This is a genomic window from Glutamicibacter sp. JC586, from assembly GCF_009805585.1.
Taxonomy (GTDB): domain Bacteria; phylum Actinomycetota; class Actinomycetes; order Actinomycetales; family Micrococcaceae; genus Glutamicibacter.
On sequence record NZ_VHIN01000022.1, the window covers coordinates 318,800 to 342,916 of the forward strand.

Sequence of the window (24,117 nt, forward strand, 5' to 3'; positions counted from 1 at the left end):
GCAGGCTAAGAATTTCTCGCACCAACAAGGAGCACTCCCTATGTACACCGATCTCAAAGACCACCTGGCCGCGGAACTCGACGAGCTGAAGACCTCCGGGCTGTTCAAAGCCGAACGCCACATTGACTCAGCCCAGTCTGCCTCCATCATGGCCGGCTCGCTGGGCGCCGAGGCCCGCCAGGTCTTGAACTTTTGCGCCAATAATTACCTGGGCCTGGCAGATAACCAGCAGATCATCGACGCCGCGAAGTCGGCCATGGACGAACGTGGTTTTGGTATGGCCTCGGTGCGCTTCATCTGCGGCACCCAGGATGCACACCTTGAGCTGGAAGCCAAGCTATCCAAGTTCCTGGGCACCGAAGACACCATCTTGTTCTCCAGCTGCTTTGATGCCAACGGCGGAGTCTTCGAATCGCTCTTCGGCAAGGAAGATGCCATCATTTCCGATGCGCTGAACCACGCCTCGATCATCGACGGCATCCGCCTGTCCAAGGCCGCCCGCTTCCGCTACGCCAACCAGGACATGAATGATCTGGAAACCCAACTTCAGGCCGCAGCAAAGCTCAACGACGGGGCAGGCGCACGCCGCACCATCATCGTCACCGACGGCGTGTTCTCCATGGACGGCTACCTCGCCCCACTTGAAGCCATCTGCGATCTGGCCGAAAAGTACGGCGCGCTGGTTATGGTCGATGACTCCCACGCGGTGGGCTTCATGGGCGCAACCGGTGCCGGAACTCCAGAGCACGCAGGGGTCTCGGACCGCGTGGACATCTACACCGGCACTTTCGGTAAAGCCCTGGGCGGAGCCTCCGGCGGCTATGTGTCAGGTCGCGGCGAAATTGTTGCCATGCTGCGCCAGAAGGCCCGCCCATACCTTTTCTCCAACTCACTGGCACCATCGATCGTGGCCGCCACACTCAAGGCATTGGACCTCGTGGTGGGTTCAAATGACCTGCGCGAAAAGCTCTTCGAGAATGCAGCGCTCTTCCGCCGCCGCATGAGCGAAGAAGGATTTGAACTGCTTGAGGGTGAGCACGCGATCATCCCGGTGATGTTCGGCGATGCCATCAGGGCAGCCGAAGTAGCTGCCAAAATGCTCGACCAGGGCGTATTTGTCACTGCCTTTAGCTACCCGGTGGTGCCCAAGGGCGCGGCCCGCATCCGTGTCCAGCTCTCCGCCGCGCACTCGGCGCAGGACATTGAAGCCTGTGTCCAAGCATTTGTTGCCAGCCGATGAAGCTGTAGGCTAACTGCCGACGTGTTTCAATAGAAATTACGTTTCGGCACAACCAAAGGCGGAGGACTGATGGCGACAAGGGATGATGTGGCGCACCTAGCCGGAGTTTCTCCCAGTACCGTGTCCTACGCAATCAGTGGTCGTCGCACCATCTCGGATGCCACCAAGGCCAAAGTCCTAGCGGCCATGCGGGAGCTGAACTACACCCCGGATGCGTTTGCCCAGGGCCTGGCCGGCGCACGTCGCGGTATCCTCGCGTTGCACTTTCCCACCAGTGTCGACGGCTACTCAAGTACCGAATTCGAGTACGTCACCGCGGCCATGGAGCGTGCCCGCACGCTGGGCTATCACATGCTGCTGTGGTCAAATCCGATGACCGACGTGATGGGACTGGAGAGTCTGGTCGGCCAGAAGTTGGTGGCTGGGGTGTTGATGATGGAAGTGTCAATCAACGATCTGCGCTTTGGCGTATTACGCCGAGCCAAGGTGCCCTTTGCTTCCATCGGTCGACCGGATGACAGCGACGACGTGTCCTACGTGGACAACGATTTTGCCGAAGCCGGCCGCATCGCGGTGGAATATCTCGCCGGACTTGGGCACAGCTCGATCATGTACATCAACGTCTCGGAGGAAGACCAGCAAGCCGGAAATGGTCCTGCCATCCGCACCGCCAGGGCGATCAGTGACGCAGCGCGCGAATACGGTGTGCAGATGCAGGAAGTCCCGGTAGAAAACAATGCCCGCGGTGGCCGCGAGGCGTTGGAGGCCTACCTGAAAATGGATCCACGGCCTACCGCCGTGCTGGCCCTGAAGGAATTTGCTACCGCCGGTTTTGTCAACGCTGCGGTCATGGCTTCGCTACGCATCCCCGAAGATCTTTCGGTGATTGCCTTGGGCGTGGGGGACCGCTCGGCAGAGATGGTTGCCCCGGCGCTGACCACCGTCGCTCCTTCGGGGGAGCAGATTTCCCATGCCGCGGTCGATGCCCTAGTGCAGCAAATTGAGGGGCGTACCACCGGTGTGGTGCAGAAACTGATCGCCCCGATTATGAGCGTTCGAGAAAGCTCGGGCCCGGCCCCGCAGTAGTGGGCGCGCGAAATTTATGGACAGTTTTGCCACAGGTGTTGACGCGCGTCGATGATCTAGGTCACTATTGAGGGGATCACTCGTGCCAGGCCATCCTTGCCGGTCAGGCACTTCTCGACGTGGAGGGCATCATGAAGAAAACGAAACGCGGTCTGAAGCTCGCGCCGGCCATCTCTGTAGCAGCAATCAGCCTGCTGCTCGCCGGCTGCTCCGGTGGCGCCGACCCTAACGATCCCAATGCCGGCGGAGGAAGCGCCGCACCTTCTGTCGGCACGGCAGACGGAGTTGTTGACATCTACGGCCCGGTGACCGGCACCGAAGCTCAGCTGCTCGAAAAGTCCTGGGCCAAGTGGTCCGAGGAAAACAACATCAAGATTCGCTACACCGGCGATAAGAACTTTGAATCCCAGATCGGCATCAAGGTCCAGGGTGGCGACACCCCGGACCTGGCCGTCTTCCCCCAGCCAGGCCTGCTGCAGGCCACCGTGGCCCAGGGCAAGGTGCAGAAACTTCCCGAAGGCGTCCAAACCCAGCTGTCAAACAACTGGTCCGAAGACTGGCAGAACTACGGCAAGGTTGATGGAGTCCAGTACGGTGTGCCACTGATGGCCAACGTTAAGGGCTACATTTGGTACTCGCCAAAGCAGTTTGAAGAATGGGGCGTGAGCGTTCCGAAGACCTGGGATGAAATGACCAACCTGGGCACCGAGATCTCGAAGAAGACCAACAAGCCTGCCTGGTGCGCCGGCTTTGCCTCCGGTGAAGCTTCGGGCTGGCCAGGCACCGACTGGATCGAAGACGCCGTGCTACGTCAGGCCGGCACCGACGCCTACGACAAGTGGGTTGCCGGAGATCTGGAATTCACCTCACCAGAAATCACCAGCGCTTTTGACTCCGTGGGCAAGATCCTGCTCGATCCCAAGCAGGTCAACGCAGGCTACGGCGACGTAAAGTCGATCAACTCCACCGCCTTTGGTGATGTTGCCACCGCAGTTGCCAAGGGCACCTGCCCACTGACCCACCAGGGTTCCTTCCTCGAAGGCTACTTCGCGGAATCGAAGAACGCCGATGGTAAGACGGCTACCGTGGGACCTGACGGAGACGTCTGGGCCTTCGTCGCCCCTCCAGCCAAGGCCGATGATCCCGTCTCCGTTGTTGGTGGCGGCGAATTTGTCGCAGCCTTCTCCAACGATGAGGAGACCGCCAAGGTTCAGGAATACATAGCCAGCGCGGACTGGGCGAACAGCCGCGTATCCCTCGGTGGCGTGATCTCGGCGAACTCGGGCCTTGACCCGAAGAACGCCAGCAGCGATCTTTTGCGCAGCGCCGTGGAACTGCTCCAGGATCCAAACACCACCTTCCGCTTCGACGGATCTGACCTGATGCCAAAGAGCGTCGGTTCGGACTCCTTCTGGAAGGGCTTGGTTGACTGGGTCGACGGCAAGTCCACCGAAGAGGTGCTGAAGAATATTCAAGCAGGTTATGACTCCTAGTCACCACCTGGTTCGTCGTCAACGGCCGGGACTCCCGGCCGTTGACGTGATTGTAGGAGCCTAAGACCATGTCTGAATTTTTCCAGTGGCTTGCCGGTGTGCCACCGCTGGGCCAGATCCCGATCGTACTGCTAGCTTTTGCAGTCCTGATCGCCGTGATCCTCGCCTTTGTTGAGGTCGCCACCAAACGTGGCCGTGCCTTTAACATCGTTCGTTTACTTGCCGCCGTGCTCGTCCCGGTCATCATTTTGCTAGCACTAGGGCTGTACAACTCGGTGATGTGGGTAGCCGGCATCGCGGCCGTTGCCGGCGCAATCCTGTTCTACTTTGATCGCCGTTCGCGCGACGGTGCCGGCTCGCTGCTACAACTGAGCGGCTTCCTGGCTCCGGCCATGGCCTTGTTGGCAATTGGCCTGATCTATCCGACGATCCGCACCGCCATGAGTGCCTTCATGGCCAATGATGGTTCCGGGTTTGTGGGCCTGGCCAACTTCGCCTGGGTCTTCACCAGCCCTGATGGCCTCACCGCGCTGCTGAACACCCTGGTCTGGGTCTTGGTCGCGCCGATCGTATCGACCATCGTCGGCCTGGCCTACGCGGTGTTCATTGATAAGTCCCGCGGCGAGAAGTTCTTCAAACTCCTAGTCTTCATGCCCATGGCCATCTCCTTTGTCGGCGCATCGATCATCTTTAAGTTCTTCTACGACACCCGCCAGGGCGAACAGATCGGTGTACTGAACGCGATCATCACCGCCTTTGGCGCCAAGCCGGTTGACTGGTTGGGACTTGAACCTTGGAACACCCTGTTCCTGGTGATCATCCTGATCTGGACGCAGTCAGGTTTTGCGATGGTGATCCTCTCGGCCGCCATCAAGGGTGTACCAGCCGAACAGCTCGAAGCTGCCGCGCTAGATGGCGCCAGCCCATGGCAACGCTTCACCAATGTCACCCTGCCGGGCATCCGTTCCTCGGTGATCGTGGTGCTGACCACCATCTCGATCGCCTCGCTAAAGGTCTACGACATTGTTTCCTCGATGACCGGTGGCCGCTCGGACACCACGGTGCTCGCCTTCGAAATGGTTCGCCAGTTCCAACTCGGCGCACGTACCGGGTACAGCTCGGCCCTTGCGGTGATCCTGTTCATCCTGGTCTTGCCGATCATCATCTACAACGTGCGTCAGCACAAGAAGCAAAGGAGCATCCGATGAGCGCCGTGGGTGAATCATCTCGTCGCCTGCTCAAGGCCACCGAACAAACCAGCGGCAAGCTGCGCAAGGCGACCACCTCCCGTGGTGCGACCATCGCAGCCTTCATCATCGCCGCCATCTGGACCATCCCGACCTTTGGTCTTTTTGTCTCATCCTTTAGACAGGCCGATGACATCAAGACCACCGGCTGGTGGACCGCGCTGGCTAACCCCTCGTTTACGCTGGATAACTACGCTCAGGCTTTCACCTCGGGTGATAGCTTGCCACTCTCCAAAGCGTTTTTGAACTCGTTGGTCATCACCATCCCGGCAGCTATTGTGCCGATCATCCTGGCAAGCCTGGCCGCCTATGCTTTCGCCTGGATCAACTTCAAGGGCCGCAATACGCTCTTTGTGATGGTCTTCGCGCTGCAGATTGTTCCGATCCAGATGGCCTTAGTGCCACTGCTTCAGCTGTTCTCCGATGGCGTGAAGATCGGCGGTCTTTACATCCTGCCCGGACTAGGTGTTAACGGTCTGGATGGAGCCTATGCGAAGGTGTGGATCGCGCACACGATCTTTGCATTGCCGCTGGCGATCTTCATGTTGCATAACTTCATCTCTGAAATCCCCGAGGAAGTCATTGAGGCTGCCCGAGTGGACGGCGCCGGGCACGGCAAGATCTTCGCGCAGATCGTGTTGCCACTGTCGATGCCGGCCATCGCGTCTTTCGGCATTTTCCAGTTCCTCTGGGTGTGGAATGACCTGCTGGTCGCCACGGTCTTCACCTCTGGCGCAGGACTGCCGATCACCAAGGCGTTGCAGGACTTGTCCGGAACCTATGGACAATCCTGGGAGCTGCTCACCGCTGGTGCGTTCATCTCGATGATCATTCCATTGGTGGTCTTCTTCGCCTTGCAGCGCTACTTTGTGCGTGGCCTGCTGGCCGGTGCCACCAAGGGCTAAAACGCGGTTGACCCCCAGCAAGGGCCTCGGATTTTTCCGGGGCCCTTGCTGCGTTTGAAACTGCTGGGTTTGAATCTGTTGCGTCTGAAATCCCGGATCAGAAAAGAGCGAGGCGAGCCACAAGTTTTATCCAAGCCAGTAGGCTCATCCCATGGCTACAACCTTGTTGACGAATATCGGGCAACTAACCACCGTTGATGCGTCTTCACGCGTGGTGGAGAACGCGGCGGTGCTGATCGAGAACGAGCAGATCGCGTGGATTGGCTGCGCATCCGATGCGCCACAGGCCGCTACTGTCACCGATCTCTCCGGCAAGGCTGTCCTGCCTGGCTGGGTCGACTCGCATAGCCACCTGATCTTTGGGGGAGACCGCGCCGAAGAATTTGTCGCCCGCATGGCTGGCGAATCCTATGCCGCCGGAGGCATCGCGGTGACCACCGCAGCCACCAGAAACCTCAGCAACGAACAGCTCACCAATCTAGTCGCTACTCGTCGGCACGAGGCCCTGCGCATGGGAACCACCTGGATGGAAACCAAAACCGGCTACGGTCTGGAGATGGCTGAGGAGATTCGCCATGCACAGCTAGGCCGCCGGCTAGTCGACACCCTGACCTTCCTCGGTGCCCATCTGGTACCCGCAAATTCCAACGCCGATGAGTACACCGACCTCGTCGCCGGTCAGATGCTGGAAGCAGTAGCCGAGCACATCGACTTTGTGGATGTCTTCTGCGAACGTGGCGCCTTCAATGAAGAGCAATCCCGTCGAGTACTACACGCCGCCCAGCAGAAAAACATCCCCAGCAAAGTCCACGGAAACCAGTTGGGCCACGGACCTGGCGTCAAACTGGCCGTTGAGTTCCACAGCCATTCGGTGGATCACGTCAACTACCTTGAAAATTCTGATTTCCAGGCGCTCGCCGGAAGCTGGAGCAACTGGGAGAGCACGTCCAGAACGGGGAAGCGCGGAACCGTCGCCACTTGTTTGCCCGCCTGCGATTTGTCCACCCGGCAGCCTTTGGCCCCAGGTCGCGAGCTATTGGACGCCGGGATACCTATCGCGCTGGCGAGCAATTGCAATCCCGGCACCAGCTACACCAGCAACATGAACTTCGCGGTAGCTACCGCGGTGCTACAAATGAACCTGACGCTTGCCGAAGCCATCGAGGCAGCCACTTATTCGGGAGCGCTGGCCCTCGGCGTCCAGGACCAGGTCGGGTCCATCGAAGTTGGCAAACGCGCAGACCTGCACGTTCTTGATGCGCCAGTGGCAGCGCACCTGGCCTACCGTCCCGGGATGAACCTGACTCACAGCGTGTATCGGGCGGGTCAACTGGTGCGGTAAGGCTGATTCAATGAGATCTGGCATGAAGGGCATTAACCATTAGAGCCATGATCCAGCTTCTTCCACAGTCGGTCGCGTTCTGCGCCCGTCATTGGATTTGCTTCAAATCTGGCTTCGGCTTGCGTTTTTGGATCGTCGACTAGAACGTAACCATCTCGAAGCTCGTTCACGGTGTACCAGCCCGGTCCATAGTCTTCCTCGACAAGATCGTGCTGACCGTCGGCCCAATGGGTCTGCCACCAAAGGCACTCTTGTTTCTCCCATAAGAAGGGGAAAGAGCGCATGATGCTCACCGAAGTAGTCAGCCACCCACGGACTTGACCATCGAGAGTGAGCTCCCAGACCGAGTCCCGGAAAATATCCAGCTCTGGATCTCGTGTCCAATCGCTCTCATTGAACCACTTGCCTAGCCAACGCATGGCAACAATCATGGCGGAGGCTCACTGCCTGTAAAATTACTTATGATGGCAAGACAAAGATGCCATCTGGCTTGGTAAAACCCGTTCTTTTCTGGGTTTTGGCGTACATGCTGACGCACCAATCGGCTGAGAAATCAAAAGTAGATAGGTGCCAATCTGAGAATCGTCCTACTAGCCGCAATTGTGATCGCTCAAGCAACTCGTCTTGTTGCTCCGTTCCACCTCTAGCTACTGCGCTTGTTCCAATGACTAACACGCCTGAATCACTCAGTAGCAGTTGAGCCACGGAGAACAATCCCGCGAACTCTTCTGCGGGCAAGAATGCTGGAACGTTTCCCGCAAGAACGATGGCTTCAAAACTAATCGGTAGTCCACACGCTCGAAGAGTTTCCAAGTTCAGCTCCCCAGCACCAAGTTGCCTAAACCAAGTATCGTCAAATAGCTCACCGGCGACCTCCAGAACCTGCTGCGTTGGATCGATGCCGAATGCCTGATGTCCTCGTTGGCGTAGCGCATTGACCGTATTGCCGATGCCGCAACCGATGTCGAGAATTCTCGAGCCCCGTGGGCATAACATATCAACGAATCGTGCTGCAGTCTCAAGATCCGTTCCCGCCATAGTCAGGTTGCGCATCTTAATTGCGTAGGAATCGTAGTCCTTGCTAACGCTCATGCTGGCAAGTATTCCATGCGCCAGCCAACCCGCGACTTGTTTCCGCGCGTTCATCTAAAATCTGGCAGTGAAATAGGCATTCGTGATAAACAAGAACCATGGCTAATACTGCTTTCAAGGGAACTCCCGTACAGACCATTGGTGAACTGCCAGCCGTAGGCTCGCAGGCTCCATCATTCACCCTCACCGACACCGACCTTGCGGACCTGACTAGCGATTCGCTGGCTGGCCGTCGCGTTGTCCTGAACATCTTCCCATCGGTTGATACCGGCGTCTGCGCTGCCAGCGTTCGCCGCTTCAACGAACTGGCTGCCGGCCTGGATAACACCACCGTTGTGTGTGTTTCCGCTGACCTGCCATTCGCACTGGGCCGCTTCTGCGGCGCAGAAGACATCGAGAACGTCTCGGCTGCTTCGGTTTTCCGTTCGGACTTCGGTTCGGACTACGGCGTCACCCAGGTTGACGGTCCACTAGCAGGCCTACTGGCCCGCTCGGTCATCGTCCTGGACGAGACCGGCAAGGTGATTTACACCCAGGTCGTTCCTGAGATCACCACCGAGCCAGACTACGATGCAGCAATCGCAGCCCTGAGCTAAATCTTCCTTGCATCGGCGACGATGCGCCGAAATGCCCACCCGAGCACGATGCTCAGGTGGGCATTTTGCGTTTTCAACGCGTTCGAGAAAAGTGATGTTTCGCTAAATCCTGATCGACGAAGACAACGCGAGGGATCATCATCAAGTGCTAATTCGCAGTTGAGGCAATTGATACCTTAAGTTCGTGTCCTTGCAACTCGCTCGTGACGAAAGTGAGCGAACTTGAGTAGCCGTTAAGAGAAATCTGTTCGCGGACTTTCGCGCCTTCAATTGTGCAAGGCACGCTGATTTCTCCGTTCTCTTTTTCATCATCGCTTTGCCATGCGATGGTGGACAACTTATCTTTGCCCGAGCATTCGAGCGCAATCGTATAGTCGCCGCCGCGGAGCGGAATAGCAAGGGAGATATTCTGGTCCTCTTGTTCAACTACCGTGCTGATGGCAGCCAGCTCGTGGTCTTGCAACGGCATCATCGACTCCGTAGCTGCCGTTCCCGCGCTGCTGGAATCGCTGGCAGAACAACCGGTGAATGCCATTGAAGCTCCTACGATGATCGTGAGAGCGAATGCATGTTTCAGTGTCATAGTTTCTCCTCGGTTAGGAAGCTACGACTCGAAACTGGACTCCGGTTGGGGAGAAAACTGTTCCTGAGCCGCTCGAGGTTTTAATTCCCGCGGTGTACTTGCGCCATTTGAAGATATAAAAAGTGCCTTGAGGGCGTGCCACGTACATCTGACGCGAGTTCATTTTAGATACCAACTCTAAGCATAACCCTGCGGCAAAGCCTCCTGTGCCTGCGAGAAGCCTATAGATCCTGCAGCAGGATCCGAACCCTATTGAGGAATACACTGGCAAGTTCTTCGTTCGGGCTCACCGAGGTGAAAACACCGGCCAGCATGAGAGCAGCATCCAGACGCAGCACCGCCCAAGCGGTCGTGGACTCATCGATGGTTCCGCCATAAGCACGGTAGCCGGCAAGGATGTCCATGTAGTCCAGAGCGTTTTCTGGTATCTGAGCGTATTCGCGAATACGCGCCATCTCGAGTTCTGGAGCAGCAGTGAGTGCGTTGCTCCAATCAAACAATGCCCGCGGTTCACCGGCAGCCACACGAATGTTCTGCCGGCGAATATCCAGATGCAGCTGGCTGACCCGGTGCAACGAACGTTGGAGCACCTTGGCCAGATGAGTTGGTTTAGGCAAGGCTGGCAGCTGATGATCGGTAATAATTCTCGAATGACGATCACCGATGCGCTGAGCCAGATAATCATAGATATCCGGGCATCGGGCTACTTCACTAGCTAGTGGCTCAACCTGGTGCATCTTGGCCAGGACAGCTCCCAACGCCTGCTGGTTTACCGGCGTCTGGTCGTCGTCGATAACTTCGGTGACCAGCACCGAATACCCGCCTTGATCCACCAGCTCCGTCGGATTCGCAGAGGGCACACCATGCCCTAAGGCCCAGGCGCTGAGCCTCAGTTCTTTGCATTGGAGCTCCAAAGCCTGAATTCCTGGATTATTCATGGTGTCAAAAACACGTGCGCGCGGTACGCGGTAGCCTTCACGCCGTGTCTCTGCCCTCGCGCTGAAAAACAGGAACTCCACGCCTGCACCCAATAGCCTCAGGTCGTGCGCTCCACGATTCAGCGCGAGCTCTTCCGCTGCTTGCTGCGGGGAAGTGATCTGGGAATTGAACGTCAAACGAGAACAGCTTCCGCCGCATTCAGTATCCGCGGACCGATCTTGCGCATGAGTTTGCCCATCTTTGGGTTATCGGTGCGCGAGAGGGTATCTGAAAGCCGTTCCAAACTCATCAAACCCAGCCAGATCTTCGCACGGCGGGCTTCGTCCGGATTTGGCGCAATCAAGTCCACCATCTTCAGCCCATGCCACAGGCTCAGGTATGCGGTGTTAAGCGCAGGATCCCAAGCCGCGGCCAGATCCCAGTCCAGAATGCCAATCAGTTCTTCGCCAACCCAGTGCATATTGTGCCCGGCCAGGTCTCCATGAACTAGTGCCGGGGGCACCTGTGCCAACTCATCAAGCTGTGCCCACAGGCTTCTGGCCGCTGGGCGCAGTTCATCGGGCAGTGCGTCGTAGCACTGCTGCTGGCGTTCTTCGGTCCATGGGCCGCGGAAGGCAAATGGTTTGGCCAGGTGATCGCTGATGGGTTCCAACGGAATCTCAGCAAAGTCCTTGACTACCTTGCCCAGCACCTGCGGATCTCCATAGTGCGGTTCGTGGGCACTGCCTGGAATGAATGACATCGCCACCGAACTCAGTCCATCAACGCTCAGGATCTGAGAGATGGCCACCGGGATCTGGTAATCCAACTGGCTTTCGAGGCGGTCCAGAAGGTCCAAGGTGCGCGGCATCTGCTCGGTAGCTTGCGGCGTGCGTGCCATGCGAATGACTGCCTGCGGGTTGGCAATGATCACCTTGTGGGACTGCCCGCCCTCGTTTACTGCCGCGTCATCCCATGAGAGATCGGGGCAAAGCTGGCGGGCAATCTGCAATTCTTCATTGGTGGCAGGTCGGCTCACTGGCACTCTTCTCATGTAGCTTGCTGGCGGTCTTGATCTCAGGCTATCGCAGGTTTGCCACGCGCTTCCTCAGTACGCGCAAAGCCAGATCAGCCTATGATCGAAAACGTGAATGCTGAACAAATTGAGCAGAAAGCAACCCGCAAGACCCTCAGGTTTGAGGTCGTCTTGGTACTTGCGTTGTCCTTGGGCCAAAGTGCGGTGTATTCGATCCTGAGTTTGGCCGACAAGCTCACCCGCGGGCCACTGCGCGAACAAACTACCTCGCTGAATAATCAGCTGAGCAACCGCGAATTTTTCGACTTCAGCTACCAGCTGCTCGACATTATTTTTGCTTTGGTGCCGGCGCTACTGGCCCTCTACCTGATGAAACGTAGCACCGGTCGCGGTATCCACGAGATCGGTATTGACCTGCGGCGGCCAGGCAAGGACGCTTTGCTTGGTGCTGGACTGTTCCTAGCCATGGGACTTGGCACCCTTGGCGTGTACGCCGCCGGTCGAGCACTGGGCATTACTACGGCGCTGTCCGCGGCCAACCTAGGGGATTACTGGTGGAGCGTGCCGATGCTCTTGCTCTCGGCGGTGCGCCATGCGGTGCTCGAAGAAGTACTGATGCTCGGCTTCCTTTTCACCTACGCGAAGAAGCTGAACCTCGGATTATGGACCACCATCATTTCTTCGGCGGTGATTCGCGGTAGCTACCACCTGTATCAAGGTCTGGGGCCAATGATCGGCAACTTGCTCATGGGTGTGGTTTTTGGCTGGGTCTATCACAAGTACGGCCGAGTGATGCCGCTGGTGATCGCGCACTTCCTGCTAGACGCCATCGGCTTTGTTGGGTACGCGCTGATTGGCCCGGCCATCGGGATCGGGAGCTAGCACCTAAACTGTAATAATGCAGATTTCCGAGCTGAGTACCCAGCAGATTTCCGGCGCTGTGGCGTTGTGGGAGCGCACCGGGCTGACGCGGCCCTGGAATGATCCCTACGCCGATGCCAGGCGCGCTCTGGAAACCTCCACCTCCACTGTGCTGGCCATAATCGAGGATGAAAAGGTTATCGCCACCGTCATGGTTGGCCACGACGGTCACCGCGGTTGGCTCTACTACGTGGCCGTGGATCCTCGACGCCAAGGCGCGGGCCTGGGGAGGAAGATGGTTGAAGCCGCAAGCGACTGGCTCACCGAGCGGGCTGTACCTAAGGTCCAGCTGATGGTGCGCAACGAAAACAAGGCCGTGCTCAAGTTTTATCAGCGATTGGGTTTTGAGGACCAAAAGACTGTGGTCTTGGGCAAGCGCCTGGGTGCTAAATCTTGATTCCAGCGCATAAAAAATGGTAGGTGGGGACGCCATTGTCCCCGCCTACCAACGTACTACAACACCCGCGTCACAAAACTACTGGACCATTTTCGGTTTCGAAGGTGACGGTCATGATTCCCGGGGTGCCATTAGGCGCCTCGTAGTCCATGGTCACCGCGCCGAGGTGCACATTTTCGGGTTGTCCCAACCATTCCAACACACGTTCACGTGAGCCGGCAATGGTGATCTCGCTGATCGCCCCGGTCGGCTCCAAAGCCTTGGACGGGTGAAGATCCTTGGCCTGCTCGTCCCAGGAAATTAGGTACGGGCACTGTGGATCGGCGATCAAACCTTTAATGCCGATCTGCTGCCAGGTCAGCTCCCGGCCATCGGGGAATTTGCGGTTACCCGGAACCGATTTGCGACCCAGGCGGTCTTCGGCGCCCGATAGATCGTCCACCGAAACGCACCAGCCCATCCAGCCGCCGCCAAGCTCCGAACGAGCTCGTACCGCCTGACCGAAGGGGGCCTTGTCGCTGGCCGGGTGATTGAGTACTTCGACGACCTCAAGATACTGGCCGTGCTTGAGTGGGAAGATGACATTGCGCGTCCCGAACCGAGGATGCACGCCTCCCTTAACGAACTCCAAACCCAAGGCCTCGGAGATTCTTTGCGCGGTTGGCAGCAGCCCGTCAGGGCCGCAGGCATAACTTACGTGATCTAGCCTCATCATGATGCCATCATGGCAACATGTGATGGCAGTCTCTACTTAGGCCAGCCTAATTTGCAAGTGGCAATCGAATTCTCTGCGACAAAATCGCCGATGCCGCGAAATATGACCGATTGAGACCCCGTGCCCGCTGTCATATTGCAAAAATCTTCGGTTTTCGGGCACACTAGAAATAGGTCATGAGTCCCAGTAACAAGCCCCGGCTTACTGGGCGGCAACCCTCCAACCGCGGTGGGGTGCCCCGGGTGAAGACCTGGCCCTTAGCCGTACAAGGCGACTAAGGACAAGCGCGGGTAACCCTGGAAGACCTCTCGATCGGGCTCTTCTCATCGGTGTCTTCTTAGTGGTCTACCCCAAAGTCACAGAACTATTTGGAGGAAACCATGAGCAACAACTGGTCATTTGAAACCCGTCAGATCCACTCCGGACAGACCCCCGATCCGACCACCGGGGCACGCGCCCTTCCGATCTTCCAGACCACATCCTTCGTTTTCCCGACAGCAGAAAGCGCCGCAGCACGTTTTGCGCTCCAGGAACTGGAGCCGATCTACACCCGCATCGGCAACCCAACCACCGATGCGGTGGAAACCCGGATCGCCGATCTTGAAGGTGGCGTTGGCGCACTGTTGCTGGCTTCGGGCCAAGCAGCCACCACTTTCGCGATCCTGAACCTTGCCGAAGCCGGCGACCACCTGGTGGCCAGCCCAAGTTTGTACGGCGGCACCCAGAACCTGCTTAAGCACACCCTGAAGCGTCTGGGCATCGAGGTCAGCTTTGTGGCCGACCCGGATAACCTGCAGGATTGGCGCGACGCGGTTCGCCCAAATACCAAGGCCTTCTTCGGCGAAACCATTTCCAACCCACGCCAGGACGTGTTGGATATTGAAGAAATCGCCAAGATCGCCCACGAAAATGGGGTGCCGTTGCTGGTGGATAACACCCTAGCCACCCCGTACCTGATCCGCCCGATCGAGTTCGGTGCCGACATCGTCATTCACTCGGCGACCAAGTTCCTTGGCGGTCATGGCAATGCGATCGCCGGGGTAATCGTGGATTCGGGCAACTTCGACTTTGCCAAAGATCCAGAACGTTTCCCCGGTTTTAACACCCCGGACGAGTCCTATAACAACTTGGTTTTCGCCCGCGATTTGGGTGTGAACGGGATTCTCGGCGCCAACCTGGCTTACATCCTCAAGGCGCGTGTGCAGCTGCTGCGTGACCTGGGCTCCGCGGTCTCGCCGTTCAACGCGTTCCTGATTGCCCAGGGTTTGGAAACCCTGTCCTTGCGTGTTCAGCGCCACGGTGAAAACGCCCGTGAGGTCGCCAATTGGTTAGAAGCCCGCACCGAGGTGCAGAAAGTGGCTTATGCGGGGCTGGCCTCGTCGCCATGGTTTGAACGTGCCAAAAAGTACTCGGAACACGGTGCCGGTTCGGTGATCGCCTTTGAGCTGGCCGGCGGTGCTCCGGCAGGTCAGGCCTTCGTGAATGCGCTGGAATTGCACTCCCATGTGGCCAACATCGGTGATGTTCGCTCGTTGGCCATTCACCCGGCGTCCACCACCCACGCGCAGCTTTCCGAGGCCGATCAGATCGCCGCCGGTGTCAGCCCGGGCTTAGTCCGCATCAGCGTCGGACTAGAAAATATCAAGGACATCCTGGCCGATTTGGAGCTAGGCTTCAACGCGGTGGCAGAACTTGAAAATTCGGCTCCAGATAATAAGGAATTGCAGGAAACGCTCTAGGTATGCCATCCATTGCAACCAATGAAGACACAGTGACCACCGAAAATACGCAGCTCACCCACGGCCAAGACGGCATGATGCGCCGTAGCGCCGTGGGGGAGTACCACTTCGAATTTGGGGGCTACCTGCCACAGGTTCAGCTCGGATTTGAAACGTGGGGCACCCTGGCCGCCGACGGCTCCAATGCGGTCCTGGTGATGCATGCACTGACCGGCGATGCGCACGTCGCCTCCGGAGACAGCGCAACGGCTGGCTGGTGGGACTCATTTGTGGGCCCCGGGGCCACGGTCGACACCAACAAGTACTTCGTTCTTGCCGTGAATATGATCGGCGGTTGCAATGGATCTACCGGGCCTGCCAGCCTGGATGAACATGGCCAGCCCTACGGCTCACGCTTTCCCTTTGTCACCATCAAGGATTCGGTGCGCCTAGAATCGCGCCTTGCTGCCCAACTGGGAATCACCTCTTGGCATGCGGTGATTGGTGGTTCCATGGGTGGAGCGCGAGCCCTAGAGTACGCCGTTGAATTCCCTGAGCAGGTGAAAAACCTGGTGGTGATGGCTTCCAGCGCCCAAGCCACCGCGGAACAGATCGCCTTCGCGCAGGTGCAGACCCAGTCCATCAGGCTGGATCCGCACTTTGCCGGCGGAGATTATTACAACACCGATGCGCGTCCCGATGCCGGGCTAGGCCTGGCCCGGCGTCTGGCGCACATCACCTATCGCTCTGAGTCGGAGCTTGAAGCCCGGTTCGGTCGCAGCGCACAACCCGGCGAACAGCCCACTGGGATCCTCGAAGGGCCACGTGGCCGGTACCAGATCGAAAGCTACCTAGACCATCAGGCCAGCAAACTGGCCCACCGCTTTGACGCCAACAGCTATCTACTTCTGACCGAGGCGCTGATGAGTCACGATGTGGCCCGTGGCCACGGCTCGCTGACCTTAGCGCTGGCACGACTGGCACAGACGAACGTAGTTGTTGTCGCTGTCACCTCGGACCGGCTGTACTTCCCTGAGCAGTCGCACAAGCTGGCCGCAGCGTTGCCAACACCGGTGCCGGTGCACTTCATCGAGTCGCCGATCGGACATGATGGGTTCCTCACCGATGCGCACCAGCTCGAAGGTGTTTTGCGCAGCCAGGTTTTTGATCGCTAGTTACAAGCGCTAAAAACTACTGCGCGCTGTCGCCGGCGCCCAGGGAATCGTTGGGCTTAGAAGTGGTAAATGGTGTGGCCGACGGGCGCTTTGCGGTGATTCCGTCACCCGAGGACTGGTGACGCAGGCGGCGCAATACCCACGGAGCCAAGTGCGTGCGTGCCCACTGCAGATCCTCGATGCGAGCTTCGCGCCAAGTGCGCAAATCCGGAATCGGCTGAACCGTGGTGTCCAGCGTGTGCTCAACATTCAACGCGTCCAGCGCCATCGCGGCGATGCGTTGGTGCCCCAGCGGCGAGAAGTGCAGGCGGTCCGGCGCCCACATTTGTGGCTGGTGCAGTTCGCGCAGCGCCCACATGTCGGCGACGACCGCATCGTGGCGCGCGGCCACGGTGCGGATGTTCTCGTTATAGATCGCGACCTTGCCACGGATGCTTCCCAGCACCGGAGTATCACGAATATCCGGCCCGGTGACGATCAGCAACGTCGCGCCGGACGTGCTCAGTTTTGCTACTGCGTCATCAAGTATGTCGGCGATCTTATCCGGATCCCCGCCCGGTCGCAGCACATCATTACCGCCCGCGCACAGCGAGATAAGATCTGGCTTGAGCTCGATCGCTGGTTCTAGCTGTTCGTCGACGATCTGCCCGATTAGCCGACCGCGGATCGCCAAGTTTGCGTAGGCAAAGTCAGGGACCGAGGTGCTTAGCTCCTGAGCCAAACGGTCTGCCCAGCCAAGATGCGCACCAGCATTGGCTGGATCCGGATCGCCGATTCCCTCGGTGAACGAATCGCCCAAGGCGACATAGCGGCGCCATGGGTGCAGGTTCTTTTCGGTGGAGTTGGTCGTTTCTAAGTCAAAGTCTTTAGGCACAATTCATATTGTTACCCTATGGTAACCATCCGTCAATCAACCTCAAGGATGATCTATGCCACCGCTAGCTTTTCAGCGCATCTAGGCGGGCCTGCGCGTATTCATCGCTGGAGATCACTCCACGCGATCGCAACTGATCAAGTTCGGCCAACTTCGCTTCAATACTCTTTGCCGGTGCTAGCACTTGGGACTGAGCCAACCGCGCCGCCATATCGGTCTGCAAGGTTAGCGGGTCCAGCCCAGCGCTCTTGGCCTTCTGATAATTACGCACCTGCGCGTAAATAATAAAGACCACCGCGGCCACGAAGATCACTAGGAAAATGCCGATCAGCCACGGCATGAGCGCAAGGGCCGTGTCAATAAAAGTTGAGCCGGTGGATGGTGTCTCATCGATGAAACTAAGGTCGTCGATCTGACTCGGGTCGATCTGTGAGTAATCCTCTATGACTTCGAAACTATTCATGGACCCTTGCTCCGGTATGTGTTTGTGAAATGACCTGATGAACTTGTCTTTCCACTAGTCAAGCATCGAAGCATTTAAACGCGTAGTGCCGAATCGAAAATTTACCAATTTGCAACCAAGAGTTGTGTAGGGCGCTTTGGTGCAAGAATTCTTGTATCAACCCATTGACACAAGGTGTAGTTGTTGCTTGTATTAGTCCATTGATACAAGAGGAGCTGAATCGGGCTCCCTGCCCGAAAGGACCGACCGTGAGCAACTTGATTCTGATCGTTGCACTACTTGGGTTCGCTGTTGTGCTTTTAGTTCTGCTGCGTATTGGCCTCTTGCCGCATCGACGAATCAGCGTGATCGATGCGATGCCAGTTAAAGAGGCCGATCGGGCGCTGGCCGAACGCATCTTGAGAGCACTTCGTGCTCGTAATCTGTCCGCTCTTATTCTCGGGGTGATCGGAGTCGTGGCGGCAGTCCTAATTCATCAGGCGTTTATCACTTCCGGCGGTCTGGTATTGGTGGCTGCCCCTGCGGGAATTTGGGTCTTGGTCGTGCTGGTGTTGCTGTGTTGGCCGATTCCCTTCGAAGCATCTGAACGGCAACTCGGCGAAAAGGGTCCCGCTAGTGCATCGTTGGTACCTCGAACCACGCGAATGTTCGGTCCTGCATGGGGGCTTGTTGTTCCAATCGTTCTATTCTCGGTTGCCCTGGTGGGAATTCTCGGCGCGGGGGTGCTTTCCTCCGTGGATGATCGTGGCCGTTACAGGCAGATCGACTATCAAACTGTCACCTCTTCGGTGGTGGATGGCAACATGATCGTCACTGACAACTTGGTTGGCCAAGCTTCAGCGGGACCTTTTCCAGGGTGGTATTACACAGTGCCTGTCGTAGTTCTGCTGGTTGCTGGTCTCGGACTGACCTTGTTTGCGCTTTTTGGTAATGCCCGCCGTCCAAGTTTGCGTAACCCAGGACTGGCCGAATTTGATCATGTAGTTCGCACCCACAATGGATATGTTCTGAGCTCGGGCTTTAGTGCTTTCCTTTGTCTGCAGATGGTTCCGTTGCTTTCGATGGCGGCAACGGTCGTGTACACCATGGCGTCTAATCACATATATACCGTGGGGCAAAAGATGGACGATGGCTCAACCGGTGGGGTTGTTTACGACCCGTGGCAAGTTGCCTTCGCCTGGTCGCTCGGGGGGCTTGCCGTCCTGCTGCTTATCGTTGGAATCTTACTGTTGGGCTATTTAGTTGCCTGGGTAGCGGTAGCCTATGGGGCAGGTTCCAAAAAATGGCAGCGTCGGGTTGGGGCGTCGGCGTGATCGTAATTGACCCAGCCAACCAAAATGGTCCCTCCGAGCAGATCAGGGCGCAGATCGCCGCGTTGATCTACAGTGGTGCGCTGGCCGAAGATACAAAGCTGCCTACGGTGCGCCAGCTTGCAGGAGACCTCCGTGTGGCAACAGGGACCGTCGCCAGAGCATATAAAGAACTTGAAGCGGCAGGGATGGTGCGTACGGGACGGGCCAACGGGACCAAAGTGAACGCGGGTCAAACGCTAGAGTCACCATTACTGGCTGAAGTTCGGGATCTAACTCTCGATGCGCAAAGGGCGGGCCTGGGATTGGAAGAGCTTCAAAAAATGGTTGAGGCAGCCTGGAATTCATCGATATCGCAGTAGGCGACCACCTGAACTTGCCAACTGGGAAGAGTTCGAACGAGCTCACTGAAAGCTCGAAATGCTTCTGTCTGGCCATGTTGTTGACAGCAGTCTCAGGGTTAGAACTAGCTTTCGAATCTAATTCCACAGTGAGTAGATAAGTAGTACAAATTGTCGGTACTCGGTGGGAAAATTGATCATGAGCTATCCAAGAAACGAAGAAGAATACGACGATGAAAATCGTCTCCCGCTGCGCCCTCCAGGCACTCGCAAGGAATCCCACGTGGACTCCTCGTTCGCTAATCAGCTCGATCACCAGATGTACAACGGTCCGGCCAAAAAACTGATTGATGAGCTTTACAACGCTGGGCCCGTAGATGGTCCGGGAGACGCACTGATTCGTCTTCAGAAAATTGGGAAGTTGCGAAGTTCGGTTGACGCGCTAACGGCCACGCTGTTGGCGGACTCGGTGGAACAAGTCAACCAATCATTCGCTGACATGATGGCAGTGCAACAAGCAAACTCACCTCAGGAGTACCTGGAAGCTCAGCGGAGTGCTGAATTCTATGGTGTTGATCCGGGCGATGACGAGACGATCAATTCCAATTTCATAGCTGAAGCGGCCGTTGCTCTTCGCGAAACTCCACAGAAAGTTAGCCACAGAATGTTTGTCGCCAAGGGGCTTCGACACGTCTGTACTAACACCCTCACCGCCTTGGCCGCAGGTGACATCACCGAGAAAGCTGCACATGACATCGTTAGGTTTTGTCAGGATCTCACGCCGGAACAGGTTAGCGTCATGGAAGAGAAGCTACTAGAAGCGGCCAAGACGGCTAGCGACAGCACTATCTACCAAAAGGCAAAGCGATTCCACGACCGGATGAACCCAGAGGCGGCAGCGTCACGCCATGAGAAGTCCGCACAATCAAGGAAAGTCACTGAATGGTACGACGCACACGGCATGGGCACCTTGAAGCTTTATCATCGAGCCGACGTCATTAAAGCTCTCTCTAGTACGTTGCGTTGGGTGGCAAATCAGAATAACGATCCGCAAGACACTCGAACCACAGATCAGTTACTGGCGGATGTTTATTCAGATGCCTTGGTCCACGGATGGCCCGGTTCTGAAGGAACGCCGTTGAAGCCAAGACTGTCCATTACAATTCCTGCTTTGGATATGTTGGTCAATCCAGATAAGACGTTGGCTGATTTGGAAGGCTACGGGCCTATTCCGGTATCTCTGGCATTGGAGTTGGCAAAAGACGCACCGTCCTTCCATCGCGTACTCACGGACCCTTGGACCGGAGCTGTCATTGACGTTGAACGCAGGAACTATCGCCCAACTCAGGGTTTGAAAGATCTTCTGAGATTGCGGGATGTCCATTGTTGTTTCCCGGGGTGTCGACGTAGTGCTGATCGATCTGAAATTGACCACATCGATGACTGGGCTCATGGCGGGAAGACTGAGCGGGAAAACACTCACCTACTCTGCAAACAGCATCAAATGTTCAAGCACGCGTTGGGGTGGAAGGTCGTTGCGCGGGCGGATGGAACCAAGGAATGGGTTACGCCCCACGGACTGAAAACCATTATCACTCCGGAGAGCATGAACCTAGTCGTCCGACCGGGCGGTACCGAAGATCGCGATCGGAGCTCCACCGAATCTACAGCGGAACCTTCGGTGCGGATGACTCCGGATATCAATCGGGTCCTAGGATATCCCATGGATCTTGAGCATCCGGAAACAGAAGCAAGCTGACTGATCCAGCTCTAACGGTTCTTGGGTGAACATATTTTTCGTTCACTAAGTAGGTTTCTATCACCCATCATCACGCATCCGGCAACAGCGTTCAGGCTGTGAGCCTTAGGCTTTTGCGTCCAAGGACGGCTAGCGTGTTCAGATCATTTTCTTCATGAGCCGAAGTGAACATATTTTTCGTTCACTGCACAGATCCCATTCACCGTAAACACGTATACAGGCAACAGCACGGAAGCTGCGAGCCTCATAGTTTCACGTCATGGGTGAGCTGGCGCCACTGGGCATTTTCGACGCAAGATGAAGTGAACATATTTTTCGTTCACTAAGCACGTTTAAGGTAATGGTGCTGAAGAGGGAAACCTTGGCTTTTCACGCCTGCCACAAGCTAGTGCGTCTGGATAGTTCTGGTCTTGGTCTGAAGTGAATATATTTTTCGTTCAGCCGATACGCTTGGAATCATGACTTCATACGAAACAGCTCCGGTCGCAATCATCTCCCGCAACGACGATTCCCGACTCGGCACCCCGTTGCTAGTCTTCCTGCATGGGTATGGCTCCAATGAGCAAGACCTGATGGGTCTGTCTCGGTATCTTCCTGAGGAATTCACGTATCTGTCCGTGCGCGCACCCTTGAAGGCTGGACCGGGTTACAGCTGGTTCCCTTTAACGCAGGACATCGATTATTCGACGGAAGCGGTGGGTCAAAGCGTGCAGGCGCTCTGGTCACTTCTGCAGCCCTTGAGTGAACAGCATTCGTCGATTACTTTGCTCGGCTTTTCGCAGGGGATGGCCATGGCCACCTCGCTGGCACGCTACCAACGTGATTCGATCAAGGCGGTGGTCGGGCTTTCAGGATTCGCCGTAGAGCCACGCGATCTGCAGATGTTCGACGATCGTAAACTAGTTGGATCGCCGTTGCCAATGTTCTGGGGACGAGATCTTGCGGACCCGGTCATTACTCGCGACAAAATTGCTTACACCTTGGAATGGATTTCCAAGCACGTTGAGCTAACCAGCGAAACTTACCCGCAGATCGGGCATTCGGTCAGTATGGAAGAACTGGGAGACGTCAACGCATTCCTCAAAAAGACCGTGCTCGAACAGTATTAACTACCGCGCAGAAGCGACCTTCACGCATTCTCCGTTGACGCAGACGATGTCGCCGGGGCGAATCTGCGCACCACGTCGGGTGTCGACCGCGCCGTTAACGGTAACGACGCCTTCGGAAATAAGCTCCTTGGCGTGGATGCCATCTTCGGCGAGGGACGCCAGTTTAAGCAACTGGCCCAAGCGGATGGATTCGTCGCGGATTTCTAGGTCAAAAGCTTCGTTGGCACTCATGGCTTCTATTCTTCCCTATAACTGGTGCTGCTCAAGTCCACGGTATCTAAGAGCGGGGAAATTCACTTTCGCGTTACCCGGATTCGCTTAGTCTCTAGGCCGCGGAAACGATACCCTTGAACGGTATGTATTTTTCTACGGACCGCAACCAGCGGCCTCGTAATTTCCATTGGAGTTGATATGGCGCCACAGTCCAAGCTAGACCAGGTAATTTCCCTCGCAAAGCGTCGAGGATTCGTTTTCCAGGCTGGTGAAATTTACGGTGGTTCCCGTTCCGCATGGGATTACGGACCCCTGGGTACCGAACTAAAAGAGAACATCAAGCGCGAGTGGTGGCAGAACTTTGTTCGCGGACGCGAAGACATGGTGGGTCTAGACTCGTCGATCATCTTGCCAAAGGCCGTTTGGGAAGCATCGGGGCACGTTGCTACCTTCACTGATCCGCTGGTTGAATGCATCCAGTGCCACAAGCGTCACCGTCAGGATCACCTGATTGAAGCCTTCGAAGCAAAGAAGGGTCGTCCTGCTAAGGATGGAATGAGCGAGATCGCTTGTCCTGATTGCGGCACCAAAGGTCAGTTCACCGAACCGCAGAACTTCTCCGGTTTGATGAAGACCTTCCTGGGCCCAGTGGATACCGAGGCAGGTCTGGCCTTCATGCGTCCAGAGACTGCACAGGGGATCTTCGTGAACTTCGCCAACGTGCTCACCGCCTCGCGCAAGAAGCCACCATTTGGCATCGGCCAGGTTGGTAAGGCCTTCCGTAACGAAATCACCCCAGGTAACTTCATCTTCCGTACCCGCGAGTTCGAACAGATGGAAATCGAGTTCTTCACCGCACCAGAAGATGCTCCAAAGTACTTCGATCAGTGGGTCAAGGACTGCTGGGCATGGTTCCTGGATCTGGGCATCAAGGAAGAGAACCTGCGCCAGTTCGACGTGCCAGAAGATGAGCGTGCACACTACTCGGCCGGCACCATCGACTTTGAATACCGCTTCGGTTTCCAGGGTTCGGAGTGGGGCGAGCTGATGGGTGTCGCTAACCGTACCGACTACGATCTCTCCTCCCACGCCAAGGCCTCGGGCGCCGAGCTGTCCTACTTCAACCAGGCCAGTGGCGAACGCTACACCCCCTACGTGATCGAGCCTTCCTTCGGTTTGACCCGTTCGATGATGGCGTTCTTGGTGGATTCCTACACTGAAGATGAAGCACCTAATACCAAGGGCGGGGTGGATAAGCGCACCGTGCTCAAGCTGGACCCACGTCTGGCACCGGTGAAGGCCGCCGTGCTGCCGCTGAGCCGCAACGAGAACCTCTCGCCAAAGGCTAAGGCACTGGCTTCCGAGCTGCGCAAGCGCTGGAACATCGACTTTGATGATGCCGGTGCGATCGGCCGCCGTTATCGTCGCCAGGATGAGATCGGCACCCCGTTCTGCATCACCGTTGACTTCGATACCCTGGATGATCAGGCCGTGACTATTCGCGAACGCGACACCATGGCGCAGGAACGCGTTTCCCTCGACCAAGTCACCGCCTACCTTTCCGAGCGTCTGAACGGAGCCTAG

Annotated in this window: 25 protein-coding genes and 1 riboswitch; of the genes, 16 read left to right on the forward strand and 9 right to left on the reverse strand. The window is 56.9% G+C overall.

The window, feature by feature from the left end; translation table 11 throughout:
• Positions 1 to 40: 40 nt before the first annotated feature.
• From FJV47_RS15260 to hutI, 6 genes are all read left to right on the forward strand, one after another.
• The gene (locus tag FJV47_RS15260) at positions 41 to 1,240 is read left to right on the forward strand and encodes a glycine C-acetyltransferase (protein ID WP_159614477.1); all 1,200 of its coding nucleotides are present in this window, start codon (positions 41 to 43) and stop codon (positions 1,238 to 1,240) included.
• Between the two features lie 69 nt (positions 1,241 to 1,309).
• Positions 1,310 to 2,326, forward strand: a complete 1,017-nt coding sequence (locus FJV47_RS15265) for a LacI family DNA-binding transcriptional regulator (RefSeq protein ID WP_159614479.1) — start codon at positions 1,310 to 1,312, stop codon at positions 2,324 to 2,326.
• 131 nt (positions 2,327 to 2,457) lie between these two features.
• Positions 2,458 to 3,819, forward strand: coding sequence for an ABC transporter substrate-binding protein (locus tag FJV47_RS15270; RefSeq protein ID WP_159614481.1), 1,362 nt, complete (start codon positions 2,458 to 2,460; stop codon positions 3,817 to 3,819).
• 68 nt (positions 3,820 to 3,887) lie between these two features.
• Positions 3,888 to 5,027: a carbohydrate ABC transporter permease gene (locus FJV47_RS15275; protein WP_159614483.1), complete on the forward strand. Its 1,140-nt coding sequence runs from the start codon at positions 3,888 to 3,890 to the stop codon at positions 5,025 to 5,027.
• Positions 5,024 to 5,971, forward strand: coding sequence for a carbohydrate ABC transporter permease (locus FJV47_RS15280; RefSeq protein WP_159614485.1), 948 nt, complete (start codon positions 5,024 to 5,026; stop codon positions 5,969 to 5,971). The genes FJV47_RS15275 and FJV47_RS15280 overlap by 4 nt, the downstream gene beginning before the upstream one ends.
• A 151-nt stretch (positions 5,972 to 6,122) precedes the next feature.
• Entirely contained in the window at positions 6,123 to 7,313 is a 1,191-nt protein-coding gene (gene hutI, locus FJV47_RS15285; protein ID WP_159614487.1) for an imidazolonepropionase, read from the forward strand.
• Positions 7,314 to 7,345: 32 nt separating this feature from the next.
• Here hutI and FJV47_RS15290 read toward each other — a convergent pair whose 3' ends face one another.
• Together FJV47_RS15290 and FJV47_RS15295 are read right to left on the reverse strand one after the other, a co-directional pair.
• Positions 7,346 to 7,732, reverse strand: a complete 387-nt coding sequence (locus tag FJV47_RS15290; RefSeq protein ID WP_159614489.1) for a hypothetical protein — start codon at positions 7,730 to 7,732, stop codon at positions 7,346 to 7,348.
• A 40-nt stretch (positions 7,733 to 7,772) separates the two neighbouring features.
• Complete coding sequence (locus tag FJV47_RS15295; protein ID WP_159614491.1) at positions 7,773 to 8,405, reverse strand: bifunctional 2-polyprenyl-6-hydroxyphenol methylase/3-demethylubiquinol 3-O-methyltransferase UbiG; 633 nt, start codon at positions 8,403 to 8,405, stop codon at positions 7,773 to 7,775.
• 98 nt (positions 8,406 to 8,503) lie between these two features.
• Between FJV47_RS15295 and tpx the strand changes: the two genes are divergently transcribed.
• Positions 8,504 to 9,001 (forward strand): thiol peroxidase, encoded by a 498-nt coding sequence (tpx, locus tag FJV47_RS15300; RefSeq protein WP_159614493.1) that lies wholly within the window; start codon positions 8,504 to 8,506, stop codon positions 8,999 to 9,001.
• A 148-nt stretch (positions 9,002 to 9,149) separates the two neighbouring features.
• Here the strand turns inward: tpx and FJV47_RS15305 are convergent, their stop codons facing one another.
• The 3 genes from FJV47_RS15305 to FJV47_RS15315 all read right to left on the reverse strand — a co-directional run bounded on the left by FJV47_RS15305 (position 9,150) and on the right by FJV47_RS15315 (position 11,541).
• Positions 9,150 to 9,536, reverse strand: a complete 387-nt coding sequence (locus tag FJV47_RS15305; protein ID WP_159614495.1) for a hypothetical protein — start codon at positions 9,534 to 9,536, stop codon at positions 9,150 to 9,152.
• Positions 9,537 to 9,805: 269 nt separating this feature from the next.
• Positions 9,806 to 10,699 (reverse strand): phosphotransferase, encoded by an 894-nt coding sequence (locus FJV47_RS15310; protein ID WP_159614497.1) that lies wholly within the window; start codon positions 10,697 to 10,699, stop codon positions 9,806 to 9,808.
• Positions 10,696 to 11,541 (reverse strand): phosphotransferase family protein, encoded by an 846-nt coding sequence (locus FJV47_RS15315; RefSeq protein ID WP_159614498.1) that lies wholly within the window; start codon positions 11,539 to 11,541, stop codon positions 10,696 to 10,698. Before FJV47_RS15315 ends, FJV47_RS15310 begins: the two co-directional genes overlap by 4 nt.
• 96 nt (positions 11,542 to 11,637) lie before the next feature.
• Between FJV47_RS15315 and FJV47_RS15320 the strand changes: the two genes are divergently transcribed.
• On the forward strand, positions 11,638 to 12,420 hold the full coding sequence (locus FJV47_RS15320) for a CPBP family intramembrane glutamic endopeptidase (protein ID WP_159614500.1): 783 nt from the start codon (positions 11,638 to 11,640) through the stop codon (positions 12,418 to 12,420).
• Positions 12,421 to 12,436: 16 nt separating this feature from the next.
• Positions 12,437 to 12,856 (forward strand): GNAT family acetyltransferase, encoded by a 420-nt coding sequence (locus FJV47_RS15325; protein ID WP_159614502.1) that lies wholly within the window; start codon positions 12,437 to 12,439, stop codon positions 12,854 to 12,856.
• 70 nt (positions 12,857 to 12,926) lie between these two features.
• Here FJV47_RS15325 and FJV47_RS15330 read toward each other — a convergent pair whose 3' ends face one another.
• Positions 12,927 to 13,571, reverse strand: a complete 645-nt coding sequence (locus FJV47_RS15330; RefSeq protein WP_159614504.1) for a VOC family protein — start codon at positions 13,569 to 13,571, stop codon at positions 12,927 to 12,929.
• A 172-nt stretch (positions 13,572 to 13,743) separates the two neighbouring features.
• A riboswitch (SAM riboswitch) is annotated at positions 13,744 to 13,864 on the forward strand.
• Positions 13,865 to 13,951: 87 nt separating this feature from the next.
• Here FJV47_RS15330 and FJV47_RS15335 point away from each other — a divergent pair.
• The gene (locus FJV47_RS15335; RefSeq protein ID WP_159614506.1) at positions 13,952 to 15,310 is read left to right on the forward strand and encodes a bifunctional o-acetylhomoserine/o-acetylserine sulfhydrylase; all 1,359 of its coding nucleotides are present in this window, start codon (positions 13,952 to 13,954) and stop codon (positions 15,308 to 15,310) included.
• Positions 15,311 to 15,312: 2 nt separating this feature from the next.
• Entirely contained in the window at positions 15,313 to 16,464 is a 1,152-nt protein-coding gene (locus tag FJV47_RS15340; RefSeq protein WP_159614508.1) for a homoserine O-acetyltransferase, read from the forward strand.
• Between the two features lie 16 nt (positions 16,465 to 16,480).
• Here the strand turns inward: FJV47_RS15340 and FJV47_RS15345 are convergent, their stop codons facing one another.
• A complete protein-coding gene (locus FJV47_RS15345; protein ID WP_159614510.1) occupies positions 16,481 to 17,338 on the reverse strand; it encodes an SGNH/GDSL hydrolase family protein in 858 nt (285 codons plus the stop codon).
• A gap of 64 nt (positions 17,339 to 17,402) precedes the next feature.
• Entirely contained in the window at positions 17,403 to 17,801 is a 399-nt protein-coding gene (locus tag FJV47_RS15350) for an SHOCT domain-containing protein (protein WP_159614512.1), read from the reverse strand.
• Positions 17,802 to 18,049: 248 nt separating this feature from the next.
• Here FJV47_RS15350 and FJV47_RS15355 point away from each other — a divergent pair, with 248 nt between their 5' ends.
• The 4 genes from FJV47_RS15355 (at position 18,050) to FJV47_RS15370 (ending at position 22,320) form a co-directional block, all read left to right on the forward strand.
• The gene (locus tag FJV47_RS15355) at positions 18,050 to 19,114 is read left to right on the forward strand and encodes a hypothetical protein (RefSeq protein ID WP_159614514.1); all 1,065 of its coding nucleotides are present in this window, start codon (positions 18,050 to 18,052) and stop codon (positions 19,112 to 19,114) included.
• Positions 19,084 to 19,473 carry a GntR family transcriptional regulator gene (locus tag FJV47_RS15360; protein ID WP_159614516.1) on the forward strand — a complete coding sequence of 130 codons (390 nt, stop codon included), beginning with the start codon at positions 19,084 to 19,086 and terminating at the stop codon, positions 19,471 to 19,473. Before FJV47_RS15355 ends, FJV47_RS15360 begins: the two co-directional genes overlap by 31 nt.
• 178 nt (positions 19,474 to 19,651) lie before the next feature.
• The gene (locus tag FJV47_RS15365; RefSeq protein ID WP_159614518.1) at positions 19,652 to 21,211 is read left to right on the forward strand and encodes an HNH endonuclease signature motif containing protein; all 1,560 of its coding nucleotides are present in this window, start codon (positions 19,652 to 19,654) and stop codon (positions 21,209 to 21,211) included.
• Positions 21,212 to 21,669: 458 nt separating this feature from the next.
• Entirely contained in the window at positions 21,670 to 22,320 is a 651-nt protein-coding gene (locus FJV47_RS15370) for an alpha/beta hydrolase (RefSeq protein ID WP_159614520.1), read from the forward strand.
• On the opposite strand, the gene FJV47_RS15375 is transcribed toward FJV47_RS15370, so the two are convergent.
• Complete coding sequence (locus FJV47_RS15375) at positions 22,321 to 22,551, reverse strand: RNA-binding S4 domain-containing protein (RefSeq protein ID WP_159614522.1); 231 nt, start codon at positions 22,549 to 22,551, stop codon at positions 22,321 to 22,323. It lies immediately after the preceding gene.
• Positions 22,552 to 22,731: 180 nt separating this feature from the next.
• On the opposite strand from FJV47_RS15375, the gene FJV47_RS15380 reads away from it, so the two are divergent.
• Positions 22,732 to 24,117, forward strand: coding sequence for a glycine--tRNA ligase (locus tag FJV47_RS15380; protein WP_159614524.1), 1,386 nt, complete (start codon positions 22,732 to 22,734; stop codon positions 24,115 to 24,117).

Bases quoted from the DNA above. Each gene is read 5' to 3' on its own strand.
- FJV47_RS15370 (WP_159614520.1), top strand. From the start codon at position 21,670: ATGACTTCATACGAAACAGCTCCGGTCGCAATCATCTCCCGCAACGAC.
- FJV47_RS15330 (WP_159614504.1), bottom strand. From the start codon at position 13,571: ATGATGAGGCTAGATCACGTAAGTTATGCCTGCGGCCCTGACGGGCTG.
- FJV47_RS15335 (WP_159614506.1), top strand. From the start codon at position 13,952: ATGAGCAACAACTGGTCATTTGAAACCCGTCAGATCCACTCCGGACAG.
- FJV47_RS15340 (WP_159614508.1), top strand. From the start codon at position 15,313: ATGCCATCCATTGCAACCAATGAAGACACAGTGACCACCGAAAATACG.
- FJV47_RS15280 (WP_159614485.1), top strand. From the start codon at position 5,024: ATGAGCGCCGTGGGTGAATCATCTCGTCGCCTGCTCAAGGCCACCGAA.
- hutI (WP_159614487.1), top strand. From the start codon at position 6,123: ATGGCTACAACCTTGTTGACGAATATCGGGCAACTAACCACCGTTGAT.
- FJV47_RS15365 (WP_159614518.1), top strand. From the start codon at position 19,652: ATGAGCTATCCAAGAAACGAAGAAGAATACGACGATGAAAATCGTCTC.
- tpx (WP_159614493.1), top strand. From the start codon at position 8,504: ATGGCTAATACTGCTTTCAAGGGAACTCCCGTACAGACCATTGGTGAA.
- FJV47_RS15380 (WP_159614524.1), top strand. From the start codon at position 22,732: ATGGCGCCACAGTCCAAGCTAGACCAGGTAATTTCCCTCGCAAAGCGT.
- FJV47_RS15305 (WP_159614495.1), bottom strand. From the start codon at position 9,536: ATGGCATTCACCGGTTGTTCTGCCAGCGATTCCAGCAGCGCGGGAACG.
- FJV47_RS15295 (WP_159614491.1), bottom strand. From the start codon at position 8,405: ATGAGCGTTAGCAAGGACTACGATTCCTACGCAATTAAGATGCGCAAC.
- FJV47_RS15375 (WP_159614522.1), bottom strand. From the start codon at position 22,551: ATGAGTGCCAACGAAGCTTTTGACCTAGAAATCCGCGACGAATCCATC.
- FJV47_RS15320 (WP_159614500.1), top strand. From the start codon at position 11,638: ATGATCGAAAACGTGAATGCTGAACAAATTGAGCAGAAAGCAACCCGC.
- FJV47_RS15360 (WP_159614516.1), top strand. From the start codon at position 19,084: ATGGCAGCGTCGGGTTGGGGCGTCGGCGTGATCGTAATTGACCCAGCC.
- FJV47_RS15265 (WP_159614479.1), top strand. From the start codon at position 1,310: ATGGCGACAAGGGATGATGTGGCGCACCTAGCCGGAGTTTCTCCCAGT.
- FJV47_RS15275 (WP_159614483.1), top strand. From the start codon at position 3,888: ATGTCTGAATTTTTCCAGTGGCTTGCCGGTGTGCCACCGCTGGGCCAG.
- FJV47_RS15325 (WP_159614502.1), top strand. From the start codon at position 12,437: ATGCAGATTTCCGAGCTGAGTACCCAGCAGATTTCCGGCGCTGTGGCG.
- FJV47_RS15260 (WP_159614477.1), top strand. From the start codon at position 41: ATGTACACCGATCTCAAAGACCACCTGGCCGCGGAACTCGACGAGCTG.
- FJV47_RS15350 (WP_159614512.1), bottom strand. From the start codon at position 17,801: ATGAATAGTTTCGAAGTCATAGAGGATTACTCACAGATCGACCCGAGT.
- FJV47_RS15270 (WP_159614481.1), top strand. From the start codon at position 2,458: ATGAAGAAAACGAAACGCGGTCTGAAGCTCGCGCCGGCCATCTCTGTA.
- FJV47_RS15290 (WP_159614489.1), bottom strand. From the start codon at position 7,732: ATGCGTTGGCTAGGCAAGTGGTTCAATGAGAGCGATTGGACACGAGAT.